24 protein-coding genes are annotated in these 18258 nt (G+C 68.3%); 11 read left to right on the forward strand and 13 right to left on the reverse strand.

From position 1 onward, the window contains the following. Positions 1-466: 466 nt before the first annotated feature. The 10 genes from RF644_RS17580 to RF644_RS17625 all read right to left on the reverse strand — a co-directional run bounded on the left by RF644_RS17580 (position 467) and on the right by RF644_RS17625 (position 7848). On the reverse strand, positions 467-916 hold the full coding sequence (locus tag RF644_RS17580; RefSeq protein ID WP_368797473.1) for a hypothetical protein: 450 nt from the start codon (positions 914-916) through the stop codon (positions 467-469). A gap of 78 nt (positions 917-994) precedes the next feature. Then, complete coding sequence (locus tag RF644_RS17585; RefSeq protein ID WP_368797474.1) at positions 995-1573, reverse strand: cupin domain-containing protein; 579 nt, start codon at positions 1571-1573, stop codon at positions 995-997. 171 nt (positions 1574-1744) lie between these two features. Continuing rightward, positions 1745-2323 carry a cupin domain-containing protein gene (locus RF644_RS17590; protein ID WP_368797475.1) on the reverse strand — a complete coding sequence of 193 codons (579 nt, stop codon included), beginning with the start codon at positions 2321-2323 and terminating at the stop codon, positions 1745-1747. A 151-nt stretch (positions 2324-2474) separates the two neighbouring features. Then, on the reverse strand, positions 2475-3254 hold the full coding sequence (locus RF644_RS17595) for a hypothetical protein (RefSeq protein ID WP_368797476.1): 780 nt from the start codon (positions 3252-3254) through the stop codon (positions 2475-2477). Between the two features lie 235 nt (positions 3255-3489). Further along, positions 3490-5583, reverse strand: a complete 2094-nt coding sequence (locus RF644_RS17600) for an S-layer homology domain-containing protein (RefSeq protein WP_368797477.1) — start codon at positions 5581-5583, stop codon at positions 3490-3492. A gap of 148 nt (positions 5584-5731) precedes the next feature. Then, complete coding sequence (locus RF644_RS17605; protein WP_368797478.1) at positions 5732-6178, reverse strand: hypothetical protein; 447 nt, start codon at positions 6176-6178, stop codon at positions 5732-5734. Between the two features lie 139 nt (positions 6179-6317). Further along, entirely contained in the window at positions 6318-6758 is a 441-nt protein-coding gene (locus tag RF644_RS17610; RefSeq protein WP_368797479.1) for a hypothetical protein, read from the reverse strand. 88 nt (positions 6759-6846) lie between these two features. Continuing rightward, the gene (locus tag RF644_RS17615; protein WP_368797480.1) at positions 6847-7212 is read right to left on the reverse strand and encodes a hypothetical protein; all 366 of its coding nucleotides are present in this window, start codon (positions 7210-7212) and stop codon (positions 6847-6849) included. A gap of 27 nt (positions 7213-7239) precedes the next feature. Then, entirely contained in the window at positions 7240-7584 is a 345-nt protein-coding gene (locus RF644_RS17620) for a hypothetical protein (protein ID WP_368797481.1), read from the reverse strand. 9 nt (positions 7585-7593) lie between these two features. Further along, entirely contained in the window at positions 7594-7848 is a 255-nt protein-coding gene (locus RF644_RS17625) for a hypothetical protein (RefSeq protein WP_368797482.1), read from the reverse strand. Positions 7849-8269: 421 nt separating this feature from the next. On the opposite strand from RF644_RS17625, the gene RF644_RS17630 reads away from it, so the two are divergent. Beyond that, a complete protein-coding gene (locus RF644_RS17630; RefSeq protein ID WP_368797483.1) occupies positions 8270-8875 on the forward strand; it encodes a recombinase family protein in 606 nt (201 codons plus the stop codon). Between the two features lie 1249 nt (positions 8876-10124). On the opposite strand, the gene RF644_RS17635 is transcribed toward RF644_RS17630, so the two are convergent. Genes RF644_RS17635 through RF644_RS17645 form a run of 3 tightly spaced genes read right to left on the reverse strand, consistent with a single transcriptional unit; the run spans position 10125 to position 11943 of the window. Next, positions 10125-10685 carry a GNAT family N-acetyltransferase gene (locus RF644_RS17635; protein WP_368797484.1) on the reverse strand — a complete coding sequence of 187 codons (561 nt, stop codon included), beginning with the start codon at positions 10683-10685 and terminating at the stop codon, positions 10125-10127. Between the two features lie 52 nt (positions 10686-10737). After that, positions 10738-11289: a GNAT family N-acetyltransferase gene (locus RF644_RS17640; RefSeq protein ID WP_368797485.1), complete on the reverse strand. Its 552-nt coding sequence runs from the start codon at positions 11287-11289 to the stop codon at positions 10738-10740. A 57-nt stretch (positions 11290-11346) separates the two neighbouring features. Beyond that, positions 11347-11943, reverse strand: coding sequence for a GNAT family N-acetyltransferase (locus tag RF644_RS17645; protein ID WP_368797486.1), 597 nt, complete (start codon positions 11941-11943; stop codon positions 11347-11349). 180 nt (positions 11944-12123) lie between these two features. On the opposite strand from RF644_RS17645, the gene RF644_RS17650 reads away from it, so the two are divergent. The 10 genes from RF644_RS17650 to RF644_RS17695 all read left to right on the forward strand — a co-directional run bounded on the left by RF644_RS17650 (position 12124) and on the right by RF644_RS17695 (position 18258). After that, positions 12124-12525, forward strand: coding sequence for a hypothetical protein (locus tag RF644_RS17650; protein ID WP_368797487.1), 402 nt, complete (start codon positions 12124-12126; stop codon positions 12523-12525). A gap of 69 nt (positions 12526-12594) precedes the next feature. Continuing rightward, entirely contained in the window at positions 12595-13026 is a 432-nt protein-coding gene (locus RF644_RS17655) for a hypothetical protein (RefSeq protein WP_368797488.1), read from the forward strand. A gap of 77 nt (positions 13027-13103) precedes the next feature. Then, positions 13104-13763 carry a hypothetical protein gene (locus RF644_RS17660; protein ID WP_368797489.1) on the forward strand — a complete coding sequence of 220 codons (660 nt, stop codon included), beginning with the start codon at positions 13104-13106 and terminating at the stop codon, positions 13761-13763. Between the two features lie 159 nt (positions 13764-13922). After that, positions 13923-14567 carry an Ltp family lipoprotein gene (locus RF644_RS17665; RefSeq protein WP_368797490.1) on the forward strand — a complete coding sequence of 215 codons (645 nt, stop codon included), beginning with the start codon at positions 13923-13925 and terminating at the stop codon, positions 14565-14567. A gap of 79 nt (positions 14568-14646) precedes the next feature. Beyond that, on the forward strand, positions 14647-15129 hold the full coding sequence (locus tag RF644_RS17670; protein ID WP_368797491.1) for a hypothetical protein: 483 nt from the start codon (positions 14647-14649) through the stop codon (positions 15127-15129). Between the two features lie 102 nt (positions 15130-15231). Continuing rightward, positions 15232-15594 carry a hypothetical protein gene (locus RF644_RS17675; protein ID WP_368797492.1) on the forward strand — a complete coding sequence of 121 codons (363 nt, stop codon included), beginning with the start codon at positions 15232-15234 and terminating at the stop codon, positions 15592-15594. A gap of 44 nt (positions 15595-15638) precedes the next feature. Further along, on the forward strand, positions 15639-16115 hold the full coding sequence (locus RF644_RS17680) for a hypothetical protein (RefSeq protein ID WP_368797493.1): 477 nt from the start codon (positions 15639-15641) through the stop codon (positions 16113-16115). Positions 16116-16795: 680 nt separating this feature from the next. Next, entirely contained in the window at positions 16796-17257 is a 462-nt protein-coding gene (locus RF644_RS17685) for a hypothetical protein (protein WP_368797494.1), read from the forward strand. Positions 17258-17283: 26 nt separating this feature from the next. Then, entirely contained in the window at positions 17284-17772 is a 489-nt protein-coding gene (locus RF644_RS17690) for a hypothetical protein (RefSeq protein WP_368797495.1), read from the forward strand. A gap of 12 nt (positions 17773-17784) precedes the next feature. Then, complete coding sequence (locus RF644_RS17695) at positions 17785-18258, forward strand: hypothetical protein (protein ID WP_368797496.1); 474 nt, start codon at positions 17785-17787, stop codon at positions 18256-18258.

Below are 18258 nucleotides of genomic sequence, written 5' to 3' on the forward strand. Positions count from 1 at the left end.
GGGGGGGGGGGGGGGGGGGGGGGGGGGGGGGGGGGGGGGGGGGGGGGGGGGGGGGGGGGGGGGGGGGGGGAATTTGAACCGCGTTGTCGGTGTCAGCCGGAACCAGGGCGTCGTCGACGGCCTGCCACGACGTGGTCTCCCAGCCGAGTCCGGCAACTACCAGCGTATTCAGCACGGGCACCGCCCGTGCCAGGAATCCGCAGTCTCGCAGCCATCGAGGCTTCCTATCAGCTGCTTACGTGGCGCATTCTGCCGCCGTCTGGCGAGCTCCCCTGCACTCGTGCACGGCCGGCCCCACGTCGAAAGGAGCGGCGTCGGCGGCGTGGATCTCGCGCGGACGGTGGAGAGCCGGTATAGCTCGGTGACGATCTGGGCGGTGTTGAGAGCCATGGTGGTCCACCAGCAAGTGGAAAGCTTTAGGCTCCTCCCATATGTGCGGAGAACCCTTCATGGCCCGCCGCCGATGTCAGCGGCTCTTTCGCGGGGATCCGAGCAGGTGGCCGTCCCGGTGTCCGAGCACCGCGTCCCCGGTGCGTCCGCTCGTCGGGGTGACGGGGTGCCCGGCGGCGCGAAGATGGGCGGCGACCTCATCTCGCAAGCGGTCCTCCAGCCACCAGTCGGCGGCGAGTTCCTGGAGGGCGCGCACCGTGGTGAAGCCGGTCCCGGTTCCCAGCGAGAATACTGAGGGCATCATCGAGGAATCCAGGCGCAGGACGGCCCCGTCGGCCAGCAGGTCCTTGATTACTGCCTCGGCGCCGTCGCCCAGCCGCTTGGCCAGGGCCTCCAGGTGCCACAGGTGCATGCGCCGGTAGCGCGGCTGGGCGGCCAGGTAGCCCTCGATCGCGCCCTGTACGTACTCCGGGCTGACAGGGTGCGGATCCATGCGCTGGCTGTTATGGAAGACGGGGAAGGTCATCGCGGGCTCCTACGGTGGCGGGGGCTGAAGTCACCCACCATGTGTGCGGAGCCCTCACGAACGGCGGCCCGTCCCGCCTCAGTCGCAGTAGCGGTCCAGCAGCTGCTCGTCGACTCCCTGCGCCCGGGCCTTCTCGGCCAGGGCCCGCAGCAGCGGGCCGAGCGGCCGGGACGTCCGGGGCAGCCAGATGTCCGAGTACTCCATCAGCCACGCGGTGTGCAGCACGTTGCGCGGCACCCCGTTGGCGAAGGTCAGCCCGTCGGAGGCCAGCCCGTAGAGGACCTGCAGGCCCTTCTCGAACCCTTCGCTGGCCGGCGTCGCTTCGACGAGGAACCGCACCGTTGATGAGGACTGGTTCGCCCAGCGGTGCACGGTGTTCGTCGGGGCGGTGGCACTCTCCCCGGTCATCAGCACCTGGGTGCGACCGCCGGTCTCCACGGTCAGCACACCTTCACGCACGTTGAAACGCTCCGTGTAGGTCTGGTGGTAGTGCCGAGTGACGCCGGAGCCGGGTTCGGCCTGGACGTGCAGGAGGGTGTACTCCCCGCCGGTCTCCGCGGCAGTGCGCAGGAACACGACCTCGTCGTGCTGGAGGGCGTTGCGGTGGATGCATCGGGTGGCGAGCAGCTCACCGATCTCCGCAGCGGTCAGGCGCATGATGATCCCCGTTCGTGACCCTTGTGCTGGTCACCACGCTACGCCGCCGCGCCGGGGATCGAACAGGTGACGAGTACGGAAGCGGCCCACCCCGCGCAGTGCTGGACAGGTCATCGGGAGAGGGCTTGCCGGTCTCATGCGGCCGGAGCAGGTTCCGGGCTCGGCGGGCCGTCAGCGGCAGTACCGCTGCTCCAGCTCCCGGTCGGTGCCCTGGGCACGGACACGCTCTGCCATGGCGTGGATGAGCGGGCCGACCACCCGGGAGACCCCGGGCAAGCGCACGTCGGCGAGCTCAAATATCCACGCCGTCAAGAGCGGGTTTCGCGGCACCCCGTTAGACCTGGACAGCCCGTCGCTGGCCAACCCGTAGAGGATCGGCACCCCCTTCTCGAACCCTTCGCTGGCCGGTGAGATCTCGACCAGGGCCCGCACCGTGGACGAACCCTGGTTCATCCACCGGTGCACGGTGTTCACCGACGCTGTGGCGTGCTCGCCAGGCAGCACGACGTGGGGTTGCTTCGCGACCTCGACGGTCAGAGCGCCGTCGAGGATCTCGAAGTGCTCGGAGGAGTGCAGATGATAGTGGCGGGGGACGCCGGCGCCCGGTTCGGCCACGAGGTGGAGGAGGGTGTACTCCCCGCCGGTCTCGGCGCTGGTGCGCAGGAAAGTGACGGCCTCGTCCTGGAACGTGTTCCGGTGGGTGGTGCGCGTGGCGAGCAGCTCGTCGATCTCCGCTTGGGTCAGTCGCATGGCGATCCCCGTTCGTGCGTATCTGCTGGTCACAACGCTACGCCGAGGCCAAGGCTGGGGACCCGCGTGCGGGCAGATTACGACCGACTGCGGCGAATGGCCCGCCCCACGGTGCGCGGGACGGGCCGTCGGGCGAGCGCGAACCGGGTCTCTACGCGACCAGAACCACGGTCTCCACGGCGTCGGAGACGTTGGCGTAGAGGTCAGCCAGGCCGCCGTCGTTGACGATGATCTTATCGACCAGGGTCGGAGCAACGCCGGCTTCGGAGGCGTGGGCGTCGGTGTTGGCGCCGAGTCCGGGGCGCTCGATCGCGATGACGATCCCGCCGGCGGCGTGGATCGCCTCGGCCTCGTTGTCGAAGCGGACGTCGGTGACGACGACAGGCCCGTCGACCTTGGCGGCGGCTTCGAGCATGAGGCGGATCCACAGGTCGTCGCCGAAGACCTGGCGGCCGGCCTCGGTGCCGAGGACCTGCTGGAGGCGGCGGATCTCGCGGTGGGCGGGCAGCTCTTCGTTCTTGAGCTGGTTCCAGTCTCCGTTCACGGCCGCGAGGTGGGTCGAGAGGCGGTCGGCGTCGGCGTCGCGGTGGGCCGGGACGGCGAACGGGTTGAGGATGCGGGCGACTTTCACGGCCTGCAGGATGCGCCCGGCGGTGAGGTCGGAGGACAGGCCGCGGCGGGAGATTTCCCCGGCGATCTTGTTGACCAGCCGGGAGGACTCGTCGGCGGCCTTCTTCGGCACGGACTCGTGCTCGTCCTCTGGGTTGCGGCGGGCCTTGCCTTCGACGAACGGGTCGATGGCGGCGACGATCTGCTTGATCGGGTCCGCCAGGGCCAGCCGGGTGTGGCCGAGCTCGTCGACGAGGTGGGCGCCGGCGGTGTCCTTGCCGGAGCGCTTGGGGCCCGTGAGGCCGATGAGGGTGGACGCCATGGTGGTGCTCCTGGGGCTCGAGTGGTGCGAGGTCACCCTCCATGTGTGCGGCGGGCGCGGGGCGCCGGGCGTCGGTGGTGTGCGCGCGCGCTGCGCGGGCCGCTGAGGCTGCCAGGGGGAGGGGACGGTGCTGAGCGTACTCCGCCGCTGCGACACCGGTGCGCGCCCCGCTACGGGCGCAGCAGAGGCCGGTGAGGAACGTTCCCTCACCGGCCTCTGGCGGGTGGTGCTGCGCTCAGCGGGTGAGCCGGGTCGGGGTGTGGACCAGCCCGTCACCGCCGTCGCGGGAGTGGTAGGGGCCCTGGAATCCCCAGCCCCACAGCGATCCGTCGGTGCCGATGGCGTAGGCCGAGGCTCGGCGTTCACCGGCGATGCCCGCGTTGGCGGTCACCTTGGCGACGGACGGCAGTCCGGGCACCGGCACGAAGTTCGGCTCGTAGGTGGTGCCGGTGCCCAGGTCGGCGCCGTTGATCGCCTGACCGGACACGGTGAGGGTGCCGTCGGCCTTCACCGCGAAGGAGCTGCAGGCACCCACGGACATGGACGTCACCCCGGTCAGGTTGTAGACCTGCTGGGCGGTGGTGGAGAACTTCGGGGCTCCACTGGGATGGATGGCGCAGTCGCGCTGACCCATGTGCCAGACGGTGCCGTTGGTCTTCACCGCGTAGGCGCCGGAGGACCCGGCGGCCACGGACTTCACCCCGGTGAGACCGGGAACCGGTCGAGGGGAGCTGGCGCTGTCGGTGTGGCCGAGCCCGAGCTGACCCTCGAAGTTCATGCCCCAGGCCCACACGCTCCCGTCGCGGGTCACGGCGTAGACCGACTCCTCGCCCGCCTCGATCGAGGCGATCGGAGCGTTGGCGAGGTTCGGCACCCGCACCGGGGTCTTGACGGGCGGGTTGTCCTGCCACTGCCCGGTGCCCAGCAGATAGTTCCAGTTCGAGCCCCAGGACCAGATCGTGCCGTCGGACTTCAGTGCGAAGTTGGTCCGGCCGGCCGAGGCGATCTGCACGACGTTGGTCAGTCCACCGACCCGCACCGGCATCTCGGCGAGGCCGCCGGCATCCGGGTTGGCCAGCTCTCCGTACATGTTCCAGCCCCAGCCCCACACGGTGCCGTCGGCGCGCAGGGCCAGCGTGGACTCGGCGCCCGTGGCGGTCTGGATGATGTTGCTGATGCCTTCGCGCTTGGTCGGGGTCAGGAACCCGCTGCGGCTCTGGTCGGCGGTCCACTCCCACACGGTGCCGTCGTTCTGCACCACGGCGGTGTTGATGTAGTTGGCGTCCATCGACTTGGCCGTCAGCGCGGTCTTCTGGCTGAGGTCGCGCGGGACCACGGAGAGGATCACCGGGGTCGTGACGCTGTTGCCCCGGGCGTCGGTGACCTTCACCGCGATCTCGTACTCCCCGGACCGGGTGGGCGTGCCGGTGAACTTCCCGGTGCTGGAGAGGTAGATGTCACCGGGGAGGGTCCCGGCGACGCGAGCGAAGGTGTAGGGCTTGGTGCCGCCCGTGGCGGTGAGGGTCCAGTTCACGGGAACGTTGACCTCCCCGGGCTTCACCCCGGTGCTGACCAGTTTCAGGGGCTGGTTGGCCGTGAAGTGGTCCAGGTGCCCGCCGTCGTGGAGCCGATACATGAACGCGGCCATCTGATCGCGCATCACCTCACGGCCGGGACCGTAGATGCGAGTGCCACCGGTGGACGCCCAGCCGGTGGAGATGCCGTTCTCGGCCAGCCAGGAGATCTCCTTGTAGAAGGTTTTGCCAGGGCGGACATCGGTGAACTTCGACACCGACGGGGCGGTGTAGTTCGGGGAGCCGGCCAGCCGGTACATGAACGCGGCCATCTGGTCGCGCATCACCGGGCGTCCGGGACCGAAGGTCCGTGTGTCGTTGGGACCGGCCCAGCCGGTGGAGATGCCGTTTTCCGCCAGCCAGGTGATCTCTTTGTAGAACGCCTGACCGGGCCGGACGTCGGTGAACGGTGAGACCTTCGGTGGCGTGTAGGTAGGGGAGCCGGCGAGCCGGTACATGAACGCGGCCATCTGGTCGCGCAGCACCCGCTGCGCCGGGCGGTACTGACGGGTGCCGTCCTGCATGGTCCAGCCGTTGGAGATCCCGGCTGAGCCCATCCAGGAGATCTCCCGGTAGAAGACGTGACGGCTCGACACGTCGCTGAACGAGGTGACGTTCTGCGTCTGGACGGTGGGCTGGGCGTCTGCCGGTGCCGCGGTGGCCGGGGACAGACCGGCGGGGGCGAGCAGGGTCAGCGACAGTGCCACCCCGATCGCTGTGGCAAGCGGGCGCGCGGCCCGGGTGCGGTGGAACATGGATCTCCTGACGTGAGGATTCCGGCGAGGGGGAGGCGGCGCAGAGAAGGCCAATCGGAATCGCTTAAGTGAAGCATGAGCGGATCGGTGACACAGGGTGTGGCCGTTGGTCCAGGTCCCTGCACGTAACACGGCGGAGTTTTGCCCGTCAGGACGGGTCGATGAGCCCGCCGAACAGGCGCTGGTCGTTGCCGTCTTCGACGACGATAAGCAGTTCGTCTTCGTGCAGGTTCTCGATCACGACGGTGGGCATCCCGTCGCCCCGGAACGTCAGCTCCACGGCGAGCATCCCGTTGGCGACCAGGGACGCGGTGGCCGGTTCACGGCCGGTGGTGCCGTCGCCGTTGCCGAGGGTGCCCGGTTCGACCTGCGCCTCGATGACGAGGTGGTCCTGGGCTGGGTCGATCTCGGTGTAGTCGGTGAGCTGGCCGTGCTCGACCAGCAGCTCGGGCTCAGGCACCACCCCGACGTTGTGGCAGGCGTTGAGGTAGCTCGCCAGGGCCGCGGCACGGTTGGCGCGGACCGTATCCCGGTGGGCGGCGGGGGTGGCCGCGGGCTCGGGGGCGACGATGGGGGAGGTGATGGTGCTCAGCACGGGGGTGCGTCTCCTAGCGAGGCGAGGGGCGAATGAAGGCCGGCCCCGGGGTTCACCAGGACCGACCTTCATGTGTGCAGGAGCCACACCTGATACCCGCAGTTTCATGTACCTGCTTCGGGGGACAGTTCCGGCCGCCTCAGCTGGTGATGAGCGTGCCGCGGTAGAGGTCCTGACCGTTGTCGGTGCAGCTGACCTCGACCGGTAGCGGCTTCTCGGAGAGGTTCTCCACGAGCACCGCCAGGGTGCCGTCGGGACGAAAGGTCAGGGCGACGGAGATGATGCCGTTGGCCACGACCCACCCGGTGGCCGGGGAGTCCGCCTCGTGCTCGGTGCCTTCGGTGACGATCGGCCCGGGGTTGGAGTCCGTCTCGATGACGAGGTGGTTGTCGGCCAGGTCCACCTGGCGGTAGCCGGTCAGCGCCTGGTTCTCGGCGACCAGCGCCGGGTCCGGGGTCGCCCCGACGAGGGTGCACGCCTTGAGGTAGGAGGCCAGCTCGGCGATGCGGTTGGCCTCGGTGGTGTTCGTGGCGGCCGGCTCGACGTCGGCGATCTGAATCGTGGTGATCTGGGCGGTCATGGCGCTCTCCTGGAGGTCTCGAGCAGGTCCATCGCGGCCTGCTGCTGCACCCCTCATGTGTGCGGCAATGACCCCTCGTCACCCCTGGTCAGGAGCGATGAAGTAAGTCATCACGTCGGGCGAGCGCTTGTTCGGCGAGGGCGTCGAAGCCGTCGGTGCCGTCGGGGTTCCAGGCGTCCAGATACGTCCCGGCGAGTGCCCGGTGGGCGAGGGTGCCAGTGAGGCGGCCGGCCATCGGGACGGCGAAGAGGCTGATGAGCATCGCGATGGCCGGGTCCATGCCCCACGGAGTGATGTCGACGTCGAGGGTCGTGGGGTGGCTGATCGCGGTGAGGATGATCGAGGCCAGCCACACGCCCATGGTGGCGGCGAACAACAGTGGGGTGCGGCGGAACGGGGAGAGGACCAGGCCGGTGAACACCACGACCCACAGGGCGACGATCATGGTCACCATGATCGCCCACGGTAGGAGACGTGCCGGTCAGCCCAGGTGTTTGAGCGGTGCGGGTGCCGTCGGAACGGGGCTGGTCCGTGCCCCGGGCTCCTTGGGAGGGCCGAGCTGCTCCCGGCGGATGTAGTCCACCAGCTTGCCGAGGGACACTCCGGCGAGGAACACGAGGAAGGTGGGGATCCAGGCGTCGGTCGGCGCGTCCAGTCCCAGAGATCCGGAGGCGGCAGCGGCCCACAGCGTGATCACCAGGTACAGCACCAGTGCGGCCATCAAGAGGTTGCGGCGGGCCAGCACGACGGCGTGGAACGCGCAGAGGAACATCGCAGCCCACAGGACGATGATCATGTACCCATGATGGACCTCGCGCGTGCTCATCGGAACGGTTCAGGCCCAGGAGTCCTCGGTCATCAGGAGGTGACGGCAGAGGTAGCCGGCCACCACGCCGGCGACGGCGACCGCGCAGGTGGCCGCTGGCAGCAGACCGGGGCCGGCGGCACCCCAGGGGGCGTCGGCGTAGAAGGACAGCCCCAGGGTGGAGCCGAACAGGACCCCGATGATCGCTTCCCGTCCCAGCCCGTCGGGCAGCGCGTGGCGCAGCGCGAGGACGGCGAAGAGCAGGGCCAACAGCACAACGATCATGGCTCAAGGGTGCGCCGCGGTCGCGGCCGGGCGGGCGCACCTGGCCTCTGTCCGGCGTGGTTGACCTTCCAGAGAGTTGGAATGCGCCTGGTGGCGTTATCGTCGTCCCGTAGTACGGGGACGCTCGTCGACCCCGCGCACCGCGCGGGAGGACCTAACCAACCACTCCAAACACCACACTCAGCTGGCCCCTGGCAGAGGCTCCGCATTGGTTCGTCCGGGCGAGGCCTTCCCTCTCTTCCAGCGGCGAGCTTGGCGGCACCATCACGGAGGGCTGCACGAAAGGGGATCGCTGAGCGAACAGTCCGAGCAACCAGATTCGCGTCTGCAACTTTCTTTGCAATCTGCGTACACAGGGTGCTCGTTAACCCTGCTCGCTCGTGAGTGCACGCTCCGAGGGCTTGAGTGCGACACTTCTGCCATGTCAGGCATCAGGATCGGTTACGCGCGGGTCTCGACGGACGCTCAGGACCTCACTGCGCAGTGCAATGCGCTCTCATCTCTCGGTGTACCACCGGATCAGATCTATGTCGATCATGGTCTGACCGGCACCAACCGTAACCGACCCGGGCTCACGACGGCCCTGGCGGCGTGCCGGACCGGCGACACCCTGGTCGTCACCAGGCTCGACCGGTTGGCGAGGTCCCTGATGGACGCGCGCAACATCGCCGACGAGCTCACCGCCAAGGGTGTGGTGCTCTCCCTGGGTGGATGTGAGCACGACCCGAACGATCCGGTCGGTCGGCTGCTATTCAACGCGCTCGGGATGATCGCCGAGTTCGAGGCGGACTTAATTCGAATGCGCACTCGCGAGGGGATGGCGATCGCCCGCGCCAAGGGAAGGCTCAAGGGCAAGCCGCCGAAGCTCACGGCCGCCCAGCAGGACCTCGTCATGTCGTTGTGGGGCGAGGAGTCGCACTCGCAGGTTGAGCTGGCCGGGATTTTCGGTGTCTCGAGGGCGACCATCCAGCGAACGATCGCCCGGCACGAGTCCAAGCAGAAGCTCGAGCAGGGCCGCTCCGTCTAGAGCTTGGACATGTCGAGTTTTAAGCCGTTCAGGCATGACGAAGTGACACCATACATTTGCATGCGACATGGAAATGCGCGCAAATGGGTCGGTCCGAAGCTTCAGTGCATAACGATTGAACCTATGACTTGCAGTAACGCCTGCGTAGGTATTTCCCGCTGAGGATACTGGGGGCCACGGGGCTCACATCAAAATCTCTGGGTCCTCAGTGTGGCCGACCCGCAGTCTTTGCGGCGTCGCTCGGGAACAGGTAATGGACTCCACTTTCATTGCCGAAAATTAGATTACATTTTGCCATTCAGGGAATAGCCATGAATAGAAATAGGTTGAATTGCCTTGCGGCGGCATCACTGCTTGCCGTGTCTTCGATCGGCCTGGCGGCAACACCATCTGCGGCGGACACCAAGGCTCACGGATGCCGAGTCCTCACGCCAGCGGGGCCCAAAGCAGACGGCGTCGACGGGAGTAACCGCGTCATGATTCGGTGGGTCATCGACGTCAGATGCGACAAGGGTCGCAAAATCCATGTCCAACAAGAGCGCTGGGAGGAGGATGACGGAACGGGTAAGGGCCGTGGTGACGACTACATTGGGAAGTCGGATCTGAATTACTCTTTCCATAGCGACGGTGGATCTCATAGATTCACATTCCGTACGCGATTGCCGCAAACCAAAGACTCGGGTGGGGGAACAGAACGTAATGAGGAGATGTATCAGAAAGTTCGTTTCTTTGTAACCTCGGGCGGCGTCACTTCCCCCTGGACTAAGTTCGAAAGAGGTGGCGCTAGTTGGATTTTCCACTAGAAGGGTGGATCGATGAAAACCACCAATTCCCTGAGAAACCTATATACGACGTGAACCCCGACTTTTGATCACCCTGGCGGTGTATTCCATCAAAGGAACAGGCACGGCGAATGCCCGGACCCCCCACAGGTTCCGGGCCTTCGACTAGCTACTCCATGAACGTCTAGGCACCACCGCGGTCCCTACTACCAGCCGAGTTGCACCACCTGACCTATTCATATTCGGCCATGTGCATCAGTACAGTTCCGCGATGACCCGATGTTGGTTCCGGAGTAGATGAACAGCTCCTACACCCCCATCGGGCAGGACCGAGGTTCCGGGCGGCGACCACAGTGCGTGAGCACCTGCGCCGGGTAAGTCGAAGAACGAGCCGCCCACCGTCCCGGTGCGCTCCCACCCTCGCCGCGGCACGGGGCCGGGGACGCCGGCACCGAAGGTCACGAAGGTCAGCGGCCGCCGGGACCTGTGGCGGTGACCTGCAGCGGCTCGATGGCGTGGTCGGGGTGCTCGACCACGGCGCGGCCGAGCACCGGTGCGCGCGTGAGGCCGTGGGCGAGCCGGTGCTGGAGCGGGACGAAGCCGGCCGCCCCGTAGAAGGTCAGCAGCTCCTCCGCACCGTGCACGGGGTCGGCAGGCATCGGTCTCAGCACGACCCAGGTGTTGCCTGCCGCCCGCGCGGCGTCCAGGAACCGTTCCAGGAGTGCCGCTCCGATGCCGTGGCCGCGGTGGTCGGCGGCGACGACAAGGGTGTCGAGGTAGCTGCACCGCCACTCGGTGGGAGGCTCCGGCGTCATGACGAAGCTCTGCCAGGTCGCCGAGGTGTGGTTGCCGTGGCAGAGCCCGACGATCTCGCCCGAGTCGGTCTGCGCGACCGTGGTGGTGCTCAGCCACCGCTGGAACTGCTCCCGGGTGAGGTCCCGGCCCGGGGCGACCTGCCGGTTGAGCTCAACGGCGGCTTCGTAGTCGTCGCAGGTGGCGGTGCGGATTGTCAGTCCGGGGGAGCGCATGGGTCGAGCGTAGCGCCGGGGCGGTGCGGCGCCGAGGAGGTGAACGAGAAGCTCAGGCGGCCTGGGCCAGCTCCTCGACGGCGACGGATGAGCGGGCGAAGACGTGCGGCGGGCGGGTCACCAGGGGCCGGCCCATCATCCACGGCTTGGTGCGCAGGTGGTTCTCGCGAGGTTCGAGCAGCCCCAGCCCGGCGCGGGTGTAGAAGCGCAGCAGATCGTCGGTGGCCAGCGGCCGCCCGTCGCCGCGCTTGGGGTACAGCAGCAGCCAGGTGCTCCCGGCCGCTCTGGCCCGCGCGCTGAAGTCCTCCAGCAGGGCGGTGCCGATTCCGTTGCCGCGCCGCTGCTCGTCGACGACGAGGGTCTCGAGGTAGCTGCAGTCCCAGTCCGTGTCCGGTGCCGGCTGCACCCGGCACTCCAGCCACGCCCCGGAGGCGTGGTGGCCGAGGCAGAACCCGACCACGACATCGTTCTCGACGGCGACCGTGCAGGTCGGCAGATCCGCCAGGAAGTCCGACTTCGTGCAGCTCACACCGGGGGCGTACTGGCGCCACAGGGCCGCCACGGCGTCGTGGTCGTCGGGCTGGGCTGGTCGGATCTCAGGCATCGGAGCATCGTATCCAGGCCCGGGAAGGCGCCGGGCCGGGCAGCGGGGAGAGAACGGTCACGCGGCGGCGTAGGCCGGCTGCCGCCTCGTGCGGGTGCTCCGCCGGCGAGCCTGCGTTTGTGGGGCGTGGGAGGCTGCCCGGAAGTGGTGGTCCGGGGAGTCGGTGAGCGGGGCGGCCATCAAGGTCGGGGAGTGCCGGCGGTGCACGGCCAGGGGCTCCACCCAGCGCAGCCCGGCGCGGGCGCACAAGGCAGCCATCGCCGGGGGCAGGCCGCGGCCGGTGCCGCACTCGGCCGGGTGCAGCATCATCCACTGAGAGCCGGCGGCCCGGGCTCGGATCATGAACTCGCGCAGCAGCGCGGAGCCCAGGCCGTGGGCGCGGGCCTCGGGGTGGACGGTGAAGTAGCTGATCGTGCTGCACGTCCAGGTCTGGGCCGGGACGGGGGAGACCAGGCAGGCGGCCCAGGCGGTGGAGTCGTGGTGGCCCTGCAGGAAGCCCCACACCTGCCCGTCGACGACGGCGACCAGGTACTCGTGGCAGTCCACGTCGAAGGCGTGCTCGGGTGGCAGCGAGGGCCAGGTGCCCAGCTGGTCGATCTCGTGCAGGGCGGCGTAGTCGTCGACGACCGCGGTACGAACTTCAACCTCAACCATGGCTAGAGGGTATGGGCGGGTCCGTGCGGCCGCGTCAGGATTTGGACGGGATCCGCACCCATGACGGGTCCGTGACGGCCAACCAGGCGTTCACCGGGGCGTTTCCCCGGGCATCCGGTGGGGCATCTTCGCAGGTGCGCGCCCTAGCAGTTTGTCCGAGTCCCGGGGGACTATGGGTCCATGACTTCGCCGACCGCCGCCGTGCCAGGGCTGGGGGCCTACCGTGAATCGGTGACCCTGCCCTTCCCGCACCTGGTCGTCGCGCTGCGGAACAAGCTCGGCGCGCAGCTGGTCGCCTACCTCGGTGGGGTCACCGACACCAAGGCGGTGCGCCAGTGGGCCGCCGGGGAACGCCGACCCACCCAGGTGGTCGAGCACCGGCTCCGTCTGGTCTACCAGGTTGCCGGCGTGCTCGCCGAGACGACGCGCACCGCAGCGGTCGTGCAGGCGTGGTTCATGGGTGCGAACCCGGCGCTGGATGACCGGTCGCCGGCGCGGGTGCTGCGCGACCACCCGGTCGATGAGGTGAGTCCGCTGGTGCTCGCCGCGGCCCGGGCCTTCGTCGGCGGCGCCGACTTCTGATCGCGCGCGTCCGCACACATGGGAGGCACGAAGCCGGACCACCGGCGCCATCCCACGGAAGGACCCGTCGTGAAGACCACAGCGCCCCGCTTGATCGCACTCACCGCCCTCGCCGGCATCTGCCTCACCGGGTGCTCGGAAGCCGATGTCCACGAGGCCATCATGGGAGCGCCGGTCGCTGCCGCCACGCAGATCTCGCCGGACTCCGGGTGCACTATCGCTGAGAACGCCGGTGCCCCGGGCAAGACGGACGGCGACCCGACCATCGCCCCGCAGTCCCTGTCGATCACCTGCGGGGACAAGGGTCCGGTCATCCTCACCGGTGACTTCTCGCACAAGACCGCCAACGACTTCGATCTGGAAGCCACCGGGGTGAAGCAGGTCATCGTCGTCGACGACCAGGCGCGCATCTGGCACAACCTCCGCGGCGAGGACTGCCTGACGATCCAGCACCTCGACTCCCTGGACGCCAAGCGCGACACCTGTGAGCACAACGCCTGATCTCTTGGTCCCGAGTGCCGGAGCACCCCCGTGGCGCTCCGGCACTTCGCCATGCCCGCGCCGTACACATGGGACACATGGCCACCACGAACGAGCAGACTGCCATCGCCGACTTCCTGGACGCCGCCGCAGCTCGGATGCGCGGCGTGGACCTGTCCCCGCGCGCACTGACCGCCGAGGACGAGGACGTCGACCCTTGCGAGTTCGCCGCTGAGACCGCGGCTGCCCGGACGCTGACCGGCACACTCGGTGTCGCCTACGACCTTCTGATCGACCAGCTGTTCACCGACCTGCAGACGATCACCACCGCCGGCGGTGCGGTGGAGGGATCCATGGTGATCGTCCTCGACGAGCTCCCCAGCCAGTTCGAGGACCGCTACACCGCCGGGTTCCTCAAGCAGTTCTTGGCCGTGGTCTATGACCTGGGGCAGAAGCTGGCCACCGAGTACACCGGGCCCTCGTGTGTGGCCCAAGAGCTGGTGATCGAGCTGCTGCTCAACCAGGTGGAGTCCGTGGCCGCCGCCTTCGAGCTGCACCTGGACCCGCATTGGAGAGAGCTCGCCGAGGAGTTCCTGCTGGAGGACGACGACTACAAGCTGCTCTACCAGGACGGCCCGTACTCCCCGGAGGCATTCCCCGACTCCCTCGGGATGACCGACGTGAGATTCGAGCAGTGGTTCGTCCCGTTCACCCACCAGACCGTGAACCCCTACGCCGCAACCACTCCGGCGAGCTGAGGAAGTCCCGGCAGTCGCACCCTCTACACGCCGTGGAAGCGGCGGCTGTGCGAAGGTGTACGAAAGCGAAATGCCCTCGCGCGCGGCCGCCGACGCATCGTTGTCGATGCCCCGGCTCCCACCTTCCGCACTCGTGGGTGCAACAGAAGGAGCTCCTCGATGCCCAAGATCAACACGTCGGCACTGGTCACCTCGGGCAGTCTCTCCGCACTGCTGCTCCTGAGCGGGTGCGGCGCCGAAGAGGCGTCGTCGTCGACCCCGACGGCCACGGTCACGGTCACCTCCTCGCCGGATACCTCCGAGGTCGACCAGCGGGTGGCTGACGCTGAGGCCAAGGTCCAGGAGGCCGAGGAGCGTGCCGCGGAGGCGGAGAAGCGCGCCGACGAGGCGGAGGCAGAAGCCGAGGCCAAGGCCGCGGCAGAGGCCGAAGCGGAGGCCAAGGCCGCCGAGGAGGCCGAGGAGGCAGCGCCGCCGGAGGCGCCGGCCCCGGAGCCGAAAGCCGACCAGTCGGGAATGACGCTGGCGCAGCAGAACGCGGTGCGCTCGGCCCAGAACTATCTCGAGTTCACCGCGTTCTCGCGGTCCGGGCTCATCGATCAGCTGGTCTTCGAGGACTACTCGACCGAGGACGCCACCGTGGCCGTCGACAGCCTGACGATCGACTACAACGCCCAGGCCGCGAAAGCCGCGCAGAACTACCTCGACTTCTCCGGCTTCTCCCGCGGAGGCCTCATCGAGCAGCTGATGTTCGAGGGGTACTCCGCCGAGCAGGCGACCTACGGGGTCGATCAGGTCGGCCTCTGAGCGGCTCCCAGCGGCCTCTGAGGCCTCTCGCCTAGCCTGGGAGGGACCCGACCCGCCGCCACGACGAGGAGGGCCCACCATGGCCGACCACGCGACCACCCGACCAGACCTCTCCACCCTGCCGAGCACGACGCCGGCAGGGTCCGATCCAGATCTGGTGGACGAGGCCTATGTGGAGACCCTGGTGGAATCCGCCGGCGGAGCCGCGGCCCTGGACCCCGAGGGGATCGAGGGTGACTCCGCGCAGCCGGTGGAGGTTGACTCGCTGCTCGGCCTCGATGCGGTGGGCGAGATGGTCACCGCCGTGCTGGCGATCCGCGAAGACCACCTGGAGGCGTTCTGGGCGCTGGACAACGCCGTCTTCCAGAACGCGGTGACCGACTTCATCACCGACCGCCCGTTCCTGACCGTCGACGACGCGATGCGCGCGGTGCTGCGCTCGTTCGGGGTGCGCGCCAAGACCTTCCCCGACCACGTCGACGTCGTCGCCTGGGGCGAGCCGGGCTGGCAGCTGGTGGAGACCGACGTCACCGATCTGACCCAGGCGCGACTGCTCGCGTAGGCGGGCAACGCATCCGGGGTGCTCGAGCGCAGACGCGGGGGCCGCGCGCGGCGGTGTCTGCGTGCGAGGATGCTGCCACCAGGCCCAGGAGCGGAGGACGGCATGCACGGACCGGCGCGACGGGCTGTTTACGCGACCGTCGCAGCGGCCTCCCTCACGGCCGGTGCCATCCAGATCCTCCAGAGCACCCAGCTCGGATGGGCTGCGATCCTCGCCGCCGCCGTGACCTTCGCCGGTCTCGCGCTCGTCACCAGGGGCGCCCGCTGGGGTCAGCTGCTGGTCGGCTGGGGGCTGTTGACCAGCCTCGCGTGGTTCATCGCCGTGCTGTTCAGCCTCCTCGGCCGCAGCGGGGACTTTCCTTTCGCCGGGTGGATGGTGGGGATCGGGATCTACCTGGTGACCTACCGGGAAGCTCGTCGGCAGAACCGAGACGGGCACCGCGCCGGCATCCGCGGTGAGGGATAGGACCCTGGTCTCGGCCGGGGTCGTCTACGGGGGAGACTGGAACCATGTCTGATCCCGAGCACGAACCGAACCCCGAGCCGGACGACGTGCTGGGCGCGCTGCAGGTGCCTGGTGAGGTCGTCGAGAAGTCGACGCTGGCCGACCGGCGCCCGGACGTGAACCGGTTGCGCGCGGTCCGCACAGGGGAGGGGGCGGCGACCCTCTACGTCGGCTGGCCGGAGAACTCCGACACCCTCGCGCTGCCGGCGCGGATCTACGAGCAGGCGCGCGCGTTCGCTCAGGCGACGAAGCGGGAGGATCGGCTGTTGGAGGTGCCGGCGGTGGAGGTAGAGGTGATCGTCTTCGCCCCGGGCCCGGAGCTCGAGGAGCCGTCGGTGGCGGTGCTGATGGATCTGTCGGATCTGCCGCTGGCGCAGATCGAGATGCACTTCGCCGGCTTGGAGACGGACGAGGAGACGCTCGACTGGTTCATCGACGTGGTGGTCGCCGGCGCGTGGAAGCTCGTGGAAATGGGCCTCTGACGAGGATCCGGGGGTTCTGCGGGGGTCACATGCTACCGTCAGGCTTCAGAGCCTTCGGCCCTTGCTCCGCTCCGCTACGTCTTCAGTCTGACGGTAGCATGTGCGAAGAAATGTGTGTGATGAAGGTTCTTCGATTAGGTCGCTGCTCGGCGGCGGGGACACAGCGATCCTAATCGGGGTGTCAAACCCGGGTCAAACACCCGTGTGATGAGGACCAGTGAGGACCAGTGAGGACCACACTGAGGACCACGGATTTCCGTCGTTGCTCCAGGTCAAACACATTCTTTGACCGTTTTCGAGTATCCGAGGACCATGAGGACCTCCCGAGAGCACCCCCATAGAGAGGGAGAAGTTGTAAGAATCTTCCACCCCTATGAAACAGAGCCCTCGCGTATAGGGGTCTCTTATATGGTCCTCTGGTCCTCACCGTGTCCCTATAACCATATTTCTCTTAACGTAAAGAGATAGTCTTATAGGGTCTCACCTGGGCAGATGCTGCTTCGGAGGGGGTTGGCCGAGGACCACCGCCGGGTGTGCCCCAGGTGGTGCACAGGGCGACGATCGTGGTCCTCACGGTGCACAGCCTTGCCGGCCCAGGATTCCGGAGCGACGGGGGAGCAGACGCTGGATCCCCGCCTTGCACGGCGTCGCCCTCGGGCCCTGCCGCACACATTGAGCCCATGACTTCGTCCTCCGCGGCCCCCGCCGTCCCCCTGTCCTGCCGAGTCACCACCCCCGGTGACTCCCGGCTGCTGAGCATGCGCCCCCACGTGCTGAGGATCCGCGCGGTGCACACCTCCCGCGGCCCGGCCTCCGTCTACCTGCACCACCTCGACGACGAGGTTCTGGTCGGTGCCACGCTGCGCTCGATGCTCTACGACCTCGCCCGCATCACCGCCACCCAGCTCGGGGAGAGCTCGCGCCTGCTCGAGCACCGCGGCTCCACCGTGGAGCTGCACGAGCTGGAAGAGCACGACCTTGCACCGGGGCCGGCGGTGGAGGTCATGCTGTGCATGCACGAGCGCGAGGGCGTACTGATGGAGATCTGCTTCGACGGCCTGCCGATCGATGCGCACACCTGCCGGTGGGTCGTGGACACGCTCGTGGCGACCTCCTGGCGGATCCTCGAAGAGCAGCGCTGAGCTCAGCGTCCGCACACATGGACGCCATGACCGACACCGCCGCCCCCACGCCCATCGCCTCCGTCGCCTTCGTGCAGCCGACGGAGTCCCTGCTCGCCTCCCGGCGCCCCGACGTCATGCGCGTGCGCACCGTCTACCGAGGCGAGGACGAGGCGATCGTCTACATCGGGTACCCCGAGGACACCGGCACCGACGAGCGGCGGCCGGCCCTGGTGCGCAGCCTGGCGAAACTGGTGGCCGATGCGGCGTCGGTCGACCTCAAGGAGCCCAGCCACTTCCCGGACGCCAGGACCCTCCCGGTGCAGGTCCAGGTCTTTGCTCCGGAGCCGGAGCTCTCCGGCCCGTCCGCCGAGGTCCTCCTTGACCACCGCGGGGCGAAGCCCTGGGACATGGAGATCGTCTTCGACGGACTCAACTACTCCCGGGACGCCGCGCACTGGATCGTCGACGTCCTGGTCTCCGCCGCCAACCACCTCGAGGCCAGCACCACGGCTCAGACCGTCGCCGGGGACTGAAAGACTGAGCCCATGGATCAAGCGCAGCTTCCCCTGTGGATCGAGATCGTCCGCGCGGTCGGGCCGACCATCGGATCCCTGTTGCTCTTCGCGACTGCGGCCACCGCAGCGACCATCGCCTGGCGCACGTACCGGCAGCGCAAGGACGCCGACGAGAAGGTCTACCACCAGCGCAAGGAAGCTGACGAGAAGGCCTATCACCAGCGCAAGGACGCCGACGAACGGGCCGAGTGGTGGCGCCGCGCGCAGTGGGCCATCGACTACGCCTCCGACCCGGACACGGAGAAGGTCCGGATCGGCCTGCGGACCCTGCGGTTCCTGCTGACCTCCGACCTGGCCTCGCCGGAGGACAAGGCCCTGGTGCGCGCGCTGCTGGACGTCGTCATCGCCACCCGACAGAACCGCACCTACAATGGACCTACCGGATCAGCAGGTTCTTCGCCGCGACTCCAGCGGCGGTTCCCCTGGTCCCGGAGAGGGGAGTGA

The sequence above is a fragment of the Kocuria sp. CPCC 205258 genome (genome assembly GCF_040981005.1).
Classification (GTDB): Bacteria; Actinomycetota; Actinomycetes; order Actinomycetales; family Micrococcaceae; genus Kocuria; species Kocuria rosea.

Bases quoted from the DNA above. Each gene is read 5' to 3' on its own strand.
- RF644_RS17645 (WP_368797486.1), bottom strand. From the start codon at position 11,943: ATGGTTGAGGTTGAAGTTCGTACCGCGGTCGTCGACGACTACGCCGCC.
- RF644_RS17625 (WP_368797482.1), bottom strand. From the start codon at position 7,848: ATGATCGTTGTGCTGTTGGCCCTGCTCTTCGCCGTCCTCGCGCTGCGC.
- RF644_RS17650 (WP_368797487.1), top strand. From the start codon at position 12,124: ATGACTTCGCCGACCGCCGCCGTGCCAGGGCTGGGGGCCTACCGTGAA.
- RF644_RS17695 (WP_368797496.1), top strand. From the start codon at position 17,785: ATGGATCAAGCGCAGCTTCCCCTGTGGATCGAGATCGTCCGCGCGGTC.
- RF644_RS17635 (WP_368797484.1), bottom strand. From the start codon at position 10,685: ATGCGCTCCCCCGGACTGACAATCCGCACCGCCACCTGCGACGACTAC.
- RF644_RS17690 (WP_368797495.1), top strand. From the start codon at position 17,284: ATGACCGACACCGCCGCCCCCACGCCCATCGCCTCCGTCGCCTTCGTG.
- RF644_RS17640 (WP_368797485.1), bottom strand. From the start codon at position 11,289: ATGCCTGAGATCCGACCAGCCCAGCCCGACGACCACGACGCCGTGGCG.
- RF644_RS17595 (WP_368797476.1), bottom strand. From the start codon at position 3,254: ATGGCGTCCACCCTCATCGGCCTCACGGGCCCCAAGCGCTCCGGCAAG.
- RF644_RS17665 (WP_368797490.1), top strand. From the start codon at position 13,923: ATGCCCAAGATCAACACGTCGGCACTGGTCACCTCGGGCAGTCTCTCC.
- RF644_RS17600 (WP_368797477.1), bottom strand. From the start codon at position 5,583: ATGTTCCACCGCACCCGGGCCGCGCGCCCGCTTGCCACAGCGATCGGG.
- RF644_RS17670 (WP_368797491.1), top strand. From the start codon at position 14,647: ATGGCCGACCACGCGACCACCCGACCAGACCTCTCCACCCTGCCGAGC.
- RF644_RS17620 (WP_368797481.1), bottom strand. From the start codon at position 7,584: ATGAGCACGCGCGAGGTCCATCATGGGTACATGATCATCGTCCTGTGG.
- RF644_RS17615 (WP_368797480.1), bottom strand. From the start codon at position 7,212: ATGGTGACCATGATCGTCGCCCTGTGGGTCGTGGTGTTCACCGGCCTG.
- RF644_RS17610 (WP_368797479.1), bottom strand. From the start codon at position 6,758: ATGACCGCCCAGATCACCACGATTCAGATCGCCGACGTCGAGCCGGCC.
- RF644_RS17590 (WP_368797475.1), bottom strand. From the start codon at position 2,323: ATGCGACTGACCCAAGCGGAGATCGACGAGCTGCTCGCCACGCGCACC.
- RF644_RS17580 (WP_368797473.1), bottom strand. From the start codon at position 916: ATGACCTTCCCCGTCTTCCATAACAGCCAGCGCATGGATCCGCACCCT.
- RF644_RS17680 (WP_368797493.1), top strand. From the start codon at position 15,639: ATGTCTGATCCCGAGCACGAACCGAACCCCGAGCCGGACGACGTGCTG.
- RF644_RS17630 (WP_368797483.1), top strand. From the start codon at position 8,270: ATGTCAGGCATCAGGATCGGTTACGCGCGGGTCTCGACGGACGCTCAG.
- RF644_RS17675 (WP_368797492.1), top strand. From the start codon at position 15,232: ATGCACGGACCGGCGCGACGGGCTGTTTACGCGACCGTCGCAGCGGCC.
- RF644_RS17585 (WP_368797474.1), bottom strand. From the start codon at position 1,573: ATGCGCCTGACCGCTGCGGAGATCGGTGAGCTGCTCGCCACCCGATGC.
- RF644_RS17685 (WP_368797494.1), top strand. From the start codon at position 16,796: ATGACTTCGTCCTCCGCGGCCCCCGCCGTCCCCCTGTCCTGCCGAGTC.
- RF644_RS17660 (WP_368797489.1), top strand. From the start codon at position 13,104: ATGGCCACCACGAACGAGCAGACTGCCATCGCCGACTTCCTGGACGCC.